This is a genomic window from Komagataeibacter europaeus LMG 18890 (assembly GCF_000285295.1).
GTDB lineage: Bacteria > Pseudomonadota > Alphaproteobacteria > Acetobacterales > Acetobacteraceae > Komagataeibacter > Komagataeibacter europaeus.
This window is the reverse complement of record NZ_CADP01000094.1, coordinates 1-10,213: the sequence shown is the minus strand read 5'-3', so window position 1 is coordinate 10,213 and position 10,213 is coordinate 1. Positions and strand designations below refer to the sequence as shown.

General features: G+C 55.4%; 20 protein-coding genes. 6 read left to right on the top strand and 14 right to left on the bottom strand.

All coding sequences use genetic code 11. From position 1 onward, the window contains the following. From GEU01_RS17070 to GEU01_RS17030, 9 genes are all read right to left on the bottom strand, one after another. Positions 1–903 (bottom strand): IS630 family transposase (locus tag GEU01_RS17070; RefSeq protein WP_019085604.1); only part of this gene is annotated, 903 nt, incomplete at its 3' end. Between the two features lie 177 nt (positions 904–1,080). Further along, positions 1,081–1,203, bottom strand: coding sequence for a hypothetical protein (locus tag GEU01_RS27345; protein WP_019087043.1), 123 nt, complete (start codon positions 1,201–1,203; stop codon positions 1,081–1,083). A 106-nt stretch (positions 1,204–1,309) separates the two neighbouring features. Then, positions 1,310–1,510, bottom strand: coding sequence for a hypothetical protein (locus GEU01_RS17060; protein ID WP_019087042.1), 201 nt, complete (start codon positions 1,508–1,510; stop codon positions 1,310–1,312). Between the two features lies 1 nt (position 1,511). Beyond that, on the bottom strand, positions 1,512–1,874 hold the full coding sequence (locus GEU01_RS17055) for a hypothetical protein (protein ID WP_019087041.1): 363 nt from the start codon (positions 1,872–1,874) through the stop codon (positions 1,512–1,514). 10 nt (positions 1,875–1,884) lie between these two features. Then, positions 1,885–2,280 carry a hypothetical protein gene (locus GEU01_RS17050; RefSeq protein WP_019087040.1) on the bottom strand — a complete coding sequence of 132 codons (396 nt, stop codon included), beginning with the start codon at positions 2,278–2,280 and terminating at the stop codon, positions 1,885–1,887. Then, complete coding sequence (locus tag GEU01_RS17045; RefSeq protein ID WP_019087039.1) at positions 2,267–2,617, bottom strand: hypothetical protein; 351 nt, start codon at positions 2,615–2,617, stop codon at positions 2,267–2,269. Before GEU01_RS17045 ends, GEU01_RS17050 begins: the two co-directional genes overlap by 14 nt. Then, on the bottom strand, positions 2,614–3,027 hold the full coding sequence (locus tag GEU01_RS17040) for a hypothetical protein (protein ID WP_019087038.1): 414 nt from the start codon (positions 3,025–3,027) through the stop codon (positions 2,614–2,616). Before GEU01_RS17040 ends, GEU01_RS17045 begins: the two co-directional genes overlap by 4 nt. Then, the gene (locus tag GEU01_RS17035) at positions 3,024–3,416 is read right to left on the bottom strand and encodes a hypothetical protein (RefSeq protein ID WP_019087037.1); all 393 of its coding nucleotides are present in this window, start codon (positions 3,414–3,416) and stop codon (positions 3,024–3,026) included. Before GEU01_RS17035 ends, GEU01_RS17040 begins: the two co-directional genes overlap by 4 nt. Beyond that, positions 3,416–3,709 (bottom strand): hypothetical protein, encoded by a 294-nt coding sequence (locus tag GEU01_RS17030; RefSeq protein ID WP_019087036.1) that lies wholly within the window; start codon positions 3,707–3,709, stop codon positions 3,416–3,418. The genes GEU01_RS17035 and GEU01_RS17030 overlap by 1 nt, the downstream gene beginning before the upstream one ends. A gap of 159 nt (positions 3,710–3,868) precedes the next feature. Here GEU01_RS17030 and GEU01_RS17025 point away from each other — a divergent pair, with 159 nt between their 5' ends. Both GEU01_RS17025 and GEU01_RS17020 read left to right on the top strand, forming a co-directional pair. Further along, complete coding sequence (locus GEU01_RS17025) at positions 3,869–4,159, top strand: type II toxin-antitoxin system RelE/ParE family toxin (protein WP_019087035.1); 291 nt, start codon at positions 3,869–3,871, stop codon at positions 4,157–4,159. Beyond that, positions 4,149–4,448, top strand: a complete 300-nt coding sequence (locus GEU01_RS17020) for a HigA family addiction module antitoxin (protein WP_026018825.1) — start codon at positions 4,149–4,151, stop codon at positions 4,446–4,448. The genes GEU01_RS17025 and GEU01_RS17020 overlap by 11 nt, the downstream gene beginning before the upstream one ends. 49 nt (positions 4,449–4,497) lie before the next feature. Here the strand turns inward: GEU01_RS17020 and GEU01_RS17015 are convergent, their stop codons facing one another. The 3 genes from GEU01_RS17015 to GEU01_RS17000 form a co-directional block, all read right to left on the bottom strand. Then, positions 4,498–4,761: a hypothetical protein gene (locus GEU01_RS17015; protein WP_019087033.1), complete on the bottom strand. Its 264-nt coding sequence runs from the start codon at positions 4,759–4,761 to the stop codon at positions 4,498–4,500. Further along, complete coding sequence (locus GEU01_RS23115) at positions 4,758–5,498, bottom strand: phage regulatory protein/antirepressor Ant (protein WP_042710919.1); 741 nt, start codon at positions 5,496–5,498, stop codon at positions 4,758–4,760. The genes GEU01_RS17015 and GEU01_RS23115 overlap by 4 nt, the downstream gene beginning before the upstream one ends. A 345-nt stretch (positions 5,499–5,843) precedes the next feature. Beyond that, positions 5,844–6,575, bottom strand: coding sequence for a helix-turn-helix domain-containing protein (locus tag GEU01_RS17000; RefSeq protein ID WP_019087031.1), 732 nt, complete (start codon positions 6,573–6,575; stop codon positions 5,844–5,846). A gap of 324 nt (positions 6,576–6,899) precedes the next feature. On the opposite strand from GEU01_RS17000, the gene GEU01_RS16990 reads away from it, so the two are divergent. The 3 genes from GEU01_RS16990 to GEU01_RS25895 all read left to right on the top strand — a co-directional run bounded on the left by GEU01_RS16990 (position 6,900) and on the right by GEU01_RS25895 (position 8,470). Then, positions 6,900–7,610 carry an autoinducer binding domain-containing protein gene (locus GEU01_RS16990; RefSeq protein WP_019087029.1) on the top strand — a complete coding sequence of 237 codons (711 nt, stop codon included), beginning with the start codon at positions 6,900–6,902 and terminating at the stop codon, positions 7,608–7,610. Between the two features lie 79 nt (positions 7,611–7,689). Beyond that, positions 7,690–8,319 carry an acyl-homoserine-lactone synthase gene (locus tag GEU01_RS24025; protein ID WP_019087028.1) on the top strand — a complete coding sequence of 210 codons (630 nt, stop codon included), beginning with the start codon at positions 7,690–7,692 and terminating at the stop codon, positions 8,317–8,319. Next, positions 8,309–8,470, top strand: coding sequence for a hypothetical protein (locus GEU01_RS25895; RefSeq protein WP_019092649.1), 162 nt, complete (start codon positions 8,309–8,311; stop codon positions 8,468–8,470). Before GEU01_RS24025 ends, GEU01_RS25895 begins: the two co-directional genes overlap by 11 nt. A gap of 882 nt (positions 8,471–9,352) precedes the next feature. On the opposite strand, the gene GEU01_RS25890 is transcribed toward GEU01_RS25895, so the two are convergent. Then, complete coding sequence (locus tag GEU01_RS25890) at positions 9,353–9,592, bottom strand: hypothetical protein (protein ID WP_019087025.1); 240 nt, start codon at positions 9,590–9,592, stop codon at positions 9,353–9,355. Positions 9,593–9,645: 53 nt separating this feature from the next. After that, positions 9,646–9,798 (bottom strand): hypothetical protein, encoded by a 153-nt coding sequence (locus GEU01_RS25885; protein WP_019087024.1) that lies wholly within the window; start codon positions 9,796–9,798, stop codon positions 9,646–9,648. A gap of 78 nt (positions 9,799–9,876) precedes the next feature. Between GEU01_RS25885 and GEU01_RS23105 the strand changes: the two genes are divergently transcribed. After that, positions 9,877–10,213: IS110 family transposase (locus GEU01_RS23105; RefSeq protein ID WP_019087258.1), on the top strand; the 337-nt coding region annotated here is incomplete at its 3' end.

The window sequence follows — 10,213 nt, the reverse complement described above, 5'->3', positions numbered from 1 at the left end:
GACGAGAGCGAAAAACCGCTCCACCTGATTGATCCATGAGGCCCCGGTCGGCGTAAAATGAACGTGCCAGCGCGGGCGCCTGGCCAACCAGTCACGGATCAGCTTCGTCTTGTGGGTGGCATAGTTATCCATCACCAGATGGATATCGAGGTCAGTCGGCACATTGGTTTCGATCTGGTCAAGGAATTTGCGGAATTCCGTGGATCGGTGCTTCGGATAACACTTTCCAATGATGGTGCCGGTGGCAATGTCGAGAGCTGCGAACAGTGAGGTCGTACCGTGGCGGGTATAGTCATGTGTCCGCCGCTCGACCTGGCCGGGCCGCATCGGGAGCATGGGCTGGCTGCGATCCAGCGCCTGGATCTGGCTCTTCTCATCCACGCACAGTACCAGCGCACGCTCCGGCGGTGCCATATACAGACCAACGATGTCGCGGACCTTCTCCACGAAGAGGGGGTCGTTCGACAGTTTGAAGGTCTCTGTTCGATGCGGCTGTAACCCGAACGCTTTCCAGATGCGATGGATCGTTGACGGTGCATATCCCACGGCCTGTGCCATCGAGCGCAGCGACCAATGCGTAGCACCGCGCGGGGTTTCTTCCAGTGTCCGGCGGATCGTCTCCGCGATTTCCCCGTCGCCGATCGAGCGTGGTGTCCCCGGCCGGGGTTCATCGTAAAGCCCGTCCAGACGGTCCGTCGCAAAACGCCGGCGCCACTTGCCAACCGTGTTGATGTCCGCGCCCATCAAGTCACGGATCGCCTTGTTCTCATGCCCATCGGCTGCGGCAAGGACAATACGGGCTCGCCGCGCAAGCGCCTGGCCCGTCTTGCGCGCCCTTGCCAGAGATTCCAGTTCCTGACGCTCCAATGCCGTCAGTTCAATCGCAACCGCTACACGTCCCATTCGATTACCCCTGCCATCAGGATAATCATATAAACTTCTCGATCAGGACACTAGTGACAGTTGGTGCTTAAATGGCCTGAGCAAGGAAGGCGAGACCTCGCTCCGCATATTTCTGGAAATGTGCGAGGAAAAGGGAATCGCCCCTACAAACAGAATAGATGCGACACCTGCGCCAGATCACGGCGCTGGCTGACCAAGGCTATCACGCACGTAACGCTGGTGGTCCCGCCGCTCCACGAAGTAGATCACCCACGCCAACGCCGACTGCGCCCCGATGATGCCGAGGACTGCCCAGATCATTCCATCCTCCCTCGCCGCCAGCAGTCGCGCGCGAACGCGATGAGCAGATAGCCCACCGCGCAGGCTGCCCCCAGCACGAAGCCGAGGGCCAATCCGGAATAGAAGTTCACGACGCCTGAATGGCCGCGTTGTCGGCCTTGCACTTGGCGTAGATCGCCTCGATGTCAGCTGCGGTCGGGCCTGTCCCGCTTTTGGTCTGCTCGACCGCCTGCACGATGGTGGTCCATGCTTCGGGCCCATATTTCTCGATCAGGCCGATGACGGTGGTGGCGCCGCTTACGATAGCGCTCAGTTCTGCTGCATCCATATCAGTTGTTCCCCGTGGTCGTGGTCGCCTGCGCATCAGCCAGCGCGGACTGCAGTCCGGCCAGTGCGCTTTCGGCGGTAGAAACAGTCGTGGTGGTCAGGCTGTCACCTGCGGTGATCGCGTTATCCAGCGTGGTAAGCGGGGTCAGGGCGGCCGCAGCGGCCGCCTTGATCTCGGCCTTGACGGTGGAATTCACATTGCCGCTGGCCAGATAGGCTTCGGCACCGGTGGCGGCTACATGGTAGGCGCTCATGGTATCGTATGCTGCCTTCTGCAGGTTCACCTGCTTGTCGGATGCACAGGCTCCAAGGGTGGCCAGCGAGAGGATGGCAGCGCAGGCCGCCAGGCGGGATCGTTTGGTCATGTCGGTTTCCTTACGAGGTCGGCCACGCACCGGGCGTGAAGCACACCCAGGTATTCGTGGCGGTGCAGAGGTAGATTCCGGACGCTGCGAAGATGATCTGCCCCTGTGTTCCGGTCGCTGTTGCCGAAGCTGGTGGTGTCCCGATCTGGACGCTTCCCTCGAACATGCCGGTTACGCCTCCGGTCACTTTCCCGGAATATGTGCTTCCATCCACAGACAGGTCGGCAGTCTTGTTATTCAGAGCATCCAGACTGCTGGTATGCCCCGACACAGTGCCTTCCAGATCATCCAGCAGCGATGTGAGAGGATCTGTAGCCTGAGAAATGGCCACGGCAGTTTCGCGCTGGGTCCAGTATTTCCCCGCGTCAAACCGGCCTGGCCGCCGGATGGGGTTAGGCGTTCCCATTGGCAGACTGCTCCGGCTTGCCTTTTTTGTTCAGGACCGGGATGCCGGCCGAGGCCACGGCCTGCTTAGCTGCGGGCTTGTCCACCAGAGGCACACGCACGCCCGACTGTCCGGGCTTGAAGTGGTTTTCAGCCCAGCCGACGTTCAGGCCGATGGTAGTCATGATCTGATACGCCACGGCCCAGCGGCTACCTGCGTGCGGCGGCGGGATCATTGCCGCGGCGGCCCCGCAGACGATGATGAACAGGGCCACATACAGGTCATACTGCGCGGGCACGTATTCCAGCATCATGGCAATGACGGCACCAAATCCGCCGAATTTTGCGGCTGTGTTCATTTGCTGTCTCCGGCAAGAGCCTGGTCGATCTGGTTCAGGCTGATATGGCCCGGCCCGTTCTCCATCAGCGTGATGCCGTAGATCATCTGCCGCATGGTTGCCTGATTGTTCAGGTCCAGCACGGTCGCGGGCTGCACGCCCATCCGACTGCACAGGACGGCAATATAGGCATTGGTCGCGTTCTCGATGGGCGGGGCATAGACGTCAATGATCGCAGCGATCGTGTCCATTCCATGCGCGGTGTAGCGCAATAACTGGTCACGCAGCGCGCGGATGCCATCCGCCATGGTGGGGAAGACGGCAAAGCGCGGGTCAGGCACGCCGGTTTCCAGATGCGACCCTGCCTGCCCCACGTAATCGAGGTTGCCGGGATTGTTGTTGCGGATGCCGCGGGGAACGTATGTGCTCATGGCCCATATCCGAACGCGCGCCTGCAGAATGACCATGCCGCATCGCCAATCTGCCCCCAGCCCAGCAGGCCGGTGGCCAGCACGATGAAGGTCATGGTGACCCACGACGTCAGTTTCAGGCCGCCCTCGATGCTGGACAGACGGCCGGATATTTCGGTATCGCGCTCGGCCGCCGTGTCGGACATGGCATCCACACGGGCCATGACTTCGCGCCGGGTCTGGGCGGCGTTATCACTTACCGACCGGGTCAGGTCGCGCCGCAGGTCGGAGAACTGCTGGGAAAGCGTGGCCAGGCCATCGCGCAGGTTATCGTGGCCGCCCTCGACCTTGGCCACGCGTTCACGCACCACGGCCACTTCCTCGGCCGTTGCATAGCGGGGTTCGGTCATCAGTGGGATACCGCCTCACCGGACACACCCGTCCACGCGCTGCCATTCCACAGCACCAGCACGCCAACGCTTCCGGTGCCGATCCTGCAGTCAGAACAGAAGGAAGGGACGCCAACCTGCCCCGATGCGGGCAGCGTGGCGTATGTAGTGGAAAGCGGAACGCCTATCCCCTGAGACCCCGGCGTCTGCGCACCGAAGTCAAACAGGCCGTGGTCCATGGGGGACGTGGGTGCGGCATGCGCCTGCACCGTGACAAGAAGGCTGGCGGCTGCCAGAAGGTGAGAGAAGCGCATGCCGTCCCCGAAACTGAATGGTCAGGATTTCGGGGTATGGGTGGTTTGTTAGTACGGTGTGGGATGACAGGTGTATTTATGCCCCACATGCCGCAATCCATCAGCGCCAGTGTAAAGCATAACTTGACATCCTCTGCGTAAAGCCATACTTTACTCTCGATGGAAATCGAAAGCATCAGACACAAAGGGCTGCGCCGGTTTTTCGAGACAGGTAACCCCAAGGGAATCGTGGGAGATACTGGCCGCCTGCGCAAAATGCTGGCCTTTATCGACGCCGCGGCATCGCTGGATGAACTTTCGGTTCCACCCAATTACGGCCTGCATGCCCTGTCGGGTGATCGGGCCGGCACATGGTCCATGACCATAACGCGTAACTGGCGCCTGACCTTCCGGGTCAATGACCAGGGCGCGCTGGAAGATATGGATATGGAGGACTATCATGGCACTTAAGATGCACCCGTCCCTCGCCGTAAACGTAGGCGACTGGATCAGGACAGAACTGGTTGAGCCCCACGGCCTGAAGATCAAGGATCTGGCCGAACATTTCGGAGTATCGCGTCAGGCGCTGAGCGCCCTGCTGAACGGTCGCGCCCACCTGTCCGCCGATATGGCGATCCGGTTTGAAAAGGCATTCGGCGTGAAGGCTGATACCCTGATGCGCATGCAGGTGGCGTGGGACATGGCGCAGGCCCGCACGCATGAGGCCGACCTGCATGTACGGCCCCTCGTCGCAGCATAACAGTCCGGTTGCGTCCCCTCCCCGCACAGGCAGGGAGGGAACGTGGCGCCTACCGGCCTAACTGCCGGGCACGCTCCTGCTTGATCCGCTGCACGTCATTCCACATCTGCATGATGCCGTGCGCGGCAGCACGCAGGCTGCGCTCACAGTTATCGGTATTGGCCTTGTCTGGGTGGTGGTAGATGCGGGTGCAGACGGCCAGCGCCTTGCCCAGTTCACCCGCGACCTCGGTAGAAGTCAGGGGCTGCGCATCTTCAAAGAAGTCGGGCTTCTGCGGCTGGAAATCGGCAGCCTGCGCAATATCCTGCTTCATGTCGGCGCTGCTCCCGAGCGATGCGCGAAAGGGCGCAGGGTGGCCTTCCGGGCCAGACCGGCCGCCAGCGTGGTGTCATCGCCCGGCACGTCACCAATGATCGTCCGGATCTTTGCCAGCCCCTTCTGCGTAATCATCGGCTGGCCCACGCCTTCGACATAGCCGCTCCGCTTGACCTCGACGTTCTTGGACTCCATCAGCCCCGCCTTGATCTTGTCGGCATAGGCGCATTTGCGGCCCGTGACGCTGTGGGTATAGAGCCAGCCGAGTTCGATCAGCCGATTGATGAACTTCCGCTCCGGCCACCCGCACTGCTGGGCTGCGGAACGCAGGTTATGGACGCCTTCGAGGGATGCCAGTTTCTGCAATGCCCCAGCCTGCGGAGCCAGTTCCGCAATCTCCTGATCCTTGGCCTCAAGCGCCTTCTGCTGCTCAAGGGCCAGCGTCAAGGCTTCGACCATGTTGGCCGGGGCTTTGATGGTCGGTGCTTGCTGAGCTTCCAGTTCCATCCAGCGACGGACTACCTTCAAGCGAAGGTCAGCGCGATAGCCAAGGATGAGATTGTAGGTCAGGTCGCGGGGAAGCTTATAGCATTTGCGCTGCTCCCCTTTGGCGTCTGAATAGACCGCCCCAAACTTGGGGGCGTCAATTTTGACATCGGCCAACATCTTCTCAATGTCCCGGATCACATGATCATGACGTTTGCCAGTCAAGTCCGCAATCTCGCGGCTCGACATGGTGATTACGTTTCCAGTGGAAACTGTTGCGGACGATGTGTTAGAAGCCATCATTCGTTGGGTTCCTTATTCAACGTGAGAAGCATCGGGGGATTGTTTGGCGACGTGCCCCGATGCTTTATCTGCTTCCATTAGCAGTCTAATAAGAAAATTTATTTCTGCATTCATACTGCGCCGACTTTTGAAAGCTTGCGTCCTAATCCACTCATGAGACGGCGGATCAAGCCTTACCTGAAGAGGCTTTCTTTCTTCCGTACGAAACGAAGACACTTTCCCATCCTTAGTCATTCTACGAGACCGTTCTCGTTTTTGACTAATGCCATTTTGGGGTTATTGCGTCAATGCCTATTTGGCATTAAAATCTCTGATAACATCGTCAAATTTTTGGTACGTAGTGACGCGCCTAACTCCATATATGACCTCTTCCCATTCGAAAATTCTGTGCATGGATAAGATCTTAGATGGATCGATATGAATGCAATTCCTTTCCCCACTTGGCATTTCAGCAGAAAAATTCAGCTTATTTTTTCCAAAGCCGACGAATCTTGCTGCAAAGCATTCATTATTGGAAACAAAAACAAGGAAAGGACAACGATAGTAATCTTTTAACAAAAGATCAAAATTATAATTGATATAGTTTTTTTCTATTGAATAAAATATAAAATCTCCCTTCATATATCTTTCATTAAGAGATCCGTTACACATTTCAAAAGACTTTATTTTACATTTCTTTTCTAATAATTGAATTCCCCTAGGGACGGGCACTTTGTATTTACTACTCTCTAACATGAAAAAATTTATGCTAGACATGGAAGGGACAGTTGCGTGCACATCAATTCCTTCTGGAGTCTCCGACGAGATTTCCTTGGAAGGAACGGGGCCAGGCCCCTCTAATATAGAACCAAATGTTGTATCTAACGCTTCGCTAAATTTAAGGACCCAGTCGACGGTTAACTTTCTCTGCCCCTTCTCTATCCGATCCACCTGAGATTGAGAGATACCCATTTTCTCAGCAAGGGCAGCTTGAGAAAGCCCTCTTAACTCACGAATCATCCGAATGTAGTTTTTTTTATCCATGCCAAATTATGACGTACTGGCATTTTCGCGTCCAACACAAACTATCCCATACTCCTCGACGTTCCAGCCGACTTCCGTTCTCGAGTTATGTACTTTTTGAATAGGGCTTAGTCGGCTAGCGTCGGGTTCTCATGAACACCAAGAGCAGGATGTCCGAGTGGTGATGCTTCGGGAAGAGCTGAAGTTGGACAAGGGCTGGCAGCAAAAAGCCGCCGGGGAGACAACTTGGCTTCAGACGGCGATCGCCACCATAAATCTATAGAATAAATATATCATATAATTTAGGCTTACTATTGGATGGCACTGGAGGCAGGCGCGGCATAGATGGTGGGCTGGACGATTGACCTCCTGGCGAAACTACATGACCTTGAGAACGCAGCCACTAAACACGATCTACTATCCATCTATCTTGATGCCGTCCTGTCAGTCGGGAATGTCCACGTAACCATTGTGGAATTGAACAGGATTGAAGACCCTAAAGAAAATTTTATACACGTTGGATATCCAACGGAATGGGTCAATTTCTATATTGAGAACAATTACATCGTCTCTGACCCGATAATAAAAAAATCCAGATTCATGAGCCACCCCTATTTCTGGCACGAAATCAGGAACATTAACAAATCCGAAAAAAAGATAATAAGGGACGTATCTGAATTTGGCATAAAAAAGGGACTGACAATACCGGTCCATACGCACGACAGATTAATTTACGCCATTTGTTTTGCATTTACAGATAAAAACGTAGATCAGGAAATTGAGCTTTATTTGCGCGCCTTATCCAATTTCTTCATTGCCGGTTATAAAAAATTGGATGAACCGACGGATATGTCGCCCCCCATTCTTACCCCCCGCGAAAAGGAATGTCTGAGATGGACAGCCAAGGGCAAAAGCTCATGGGAAACCGGGATGATTGTTGGTGTCAGTGAGCGAACCGTTAACTTTCACATCAACAATGCCTTGCTAAAGCTGAAATGTACGAATCGCATCATGGGTGTGGTGCGGGCTATCTGTGCCGGCCTGATTGAACTGTGAAACCTGTCAGGTCTGACAGGTAACCCGGCCGTCAGTTTTCGTGAATGATCCTCTCATCCAACAGGAAGAGAGTGGATCCATGATCGAAGTCGTAACCGTTGAAAATGCCCACTGGTGCGGAACTGCTCTCGCTGAGCAGTTCAAGTTTCGCTACCGCCATTTTGTGGCCAATGAGCAGTGGGAAGTCCCCTTCTACAAGGGTATGGAATACGATCAGTTCGATACGCCTGCTGCTGTCTACCTTGTATGGCGCGATGTCGCAGGTGTTGTGCGGGGCATGATCCGTCTGCTGCCAACAAACCGGCCTTACATGCTGGAAACACTCTGGCCCGATATGATGCCCGATCCGATTGTTCTACCTGGTCCGACGGTCTGGGAAATCACCCGGTTTGGCGTTGAGCGCAATCTGTCCCTCTCCCTGCGCAAGCAGATATCAGCCGAACTGATTCTGGCATGCATCGAATTTTCAGTGCTGAATGACATTCACACCTATCTGTTCCTGACAGCATGGGGTGTTCTCAAGCGGATTGTACCTGGCGCTGGGGTGGATGCTCAGATCCATAGCAGGAAGACACTTCCTTCCGGCCATGATGTCGCCTCTGCCGTTGTGCCGGTTTCCCAGGCCGTGCTGGATAAGGCCCGGGCCAAGCTGAATATCCATTACGCCGTTCTCGATAACAACAGCATTGAGCGGCAGCATGCAGCATAGGCAGCAGAACGAAGACATGGAAAAAAAAGCAGAAAACATCAAAAGCGCATTATCGTTCTTGCGGTCAGAAGCAAGAAAATGCGGCCTTTTGCAAACGGAGAACTCGCTCTCCATCGCAGAAATAATCATCAATATGGAAACAGAAAAATAAAACACAAGAGGACCAGAACTTTGTTCTACCGCGAAGGAGATATAGAATACCTAGCCCAACAACTATTCTCTCAGCACTATCCCTTTCGAAAGTGGGACGACCGACCCGATTCTATATCGGGAGGCCCCCCGCAAGAAGAAAAAGATAAATTCAAGGATATCGCACGTCAGCAATTATCAGGCTGGCACCCGGTGTAATTCAGGCTGCCCACCGGCGCGGCACGGTAGCGGCTGGATGTAGCAGCGGAGTAGCCACTCCCCCTTCTCCTGCGCGGCCAATAATGCCATCCTTCCCACGACGCGCCGTGACACGGTGTAATTCTCCCAGCCGTAGGACGGTCTGCGGACCGGATCGCCATGCAGGGTTACCGGGAGGCCCTGCCGGTGCGTCATCTTCCCCTTAAAAAATTCCTTATTCCCCTGATACAAAATGAGATTATCCAGACACGCATCGGATACGTGCGCCAGTTAAGACTCCCTCTCATCTGAAGGGAGGTCGGCATGATCAAGAAAATCGTCTTTCTGGCGCTGGCGATGCTGGCGGCCGCAGTGACCAGCTATCCCACGATCACCAATGCACATCGGGTCGTTGGGCCAGCTTCCCTTTTTGACCAGCGGTGAGGTGCGTTGACCCGACTCCTGCCGGTTGTGAAGGATTATTCTCCGTTATTGGAGATCAAGATGCCATTTTATAAATCGCTGCACCATTTTACACAAAGCATGCATCGGAACTTTGATATCACCACCGCACATGCGCCCGGACATAAAGCCCCTGATGCCGGTATTTACCGATGCACAGGATGCGGACACGAAATTGGTCTGGCAAAGGATCACGTCCTACCACCGCAGAACCATCATCAGCACGCACTGCGGGATGGCCCCATCAGGTGGCAGCTTGTGGCAGCGGCGATTGAGAAGGGTTCCCCATAGAATAATCAGTGATCCGCCTGACCGATAGGGGCGGATCATAAAACCCGACATTCGGGAAATGCTGCCACATGACCGGGGCGAGATCAGCAACGGCGCGCGCCACTACAACCAGTTTTCCGGGGTCGATATTGCTGCCCATGAAGTCACAGACCGCTTTTACATCGGGGTCCATTTCGACAACCAGTTTATCCATAATGCCCTCCACATGAGGACTCTACCGCGCAGTAGGGTATCTGTACAACGGGCTTACCGTCCTGCCATTGCCTGATAAGGATTCCACGTAGGCGACAACCAGAACTTCTGGCCCTGGTTCTGCTGGATGCCCAGTTCGTAGCGTCTGAGGTATCCGGGGTTCATCATCTCCTGCAGGCGGTAGAACACCAGGTTGTTGATTTTCACTGAGAACTGATGGTGTGGACGGCTCCCTGTGGTCCTGAGAGGATGCTGAGGAGTTGAATGTCAGTGAAGGAAACCATCATGCGTCAGTTGGTCCGTATCGGCATGGATACCTCGAAAAAAGTGTTTCAGCTCCACGGCGTGGATGCCGAAGAGCGGGTTGCGCTAAGCCGGAAACTGAGCCGACATCAGATGATCCGGTTTTTCGAGAAACTGCCGCCGACAGTGATTGGCATTGAAGCTTGTGGGGCTTCCCATCACTGGGCCAGAACCCTTGGCGCGCTCGGCCACGAAGTGAGGCTGATGGCGCCACAGCTTGTCAAACCTTACGTCAGGCGCAGCAAGAATGATGCGGCAGATGCCGAGGCCCTCTGTGAGGCGATGAGCCGTCCAACCATGCGTTTTGTGCCAGTCAAGA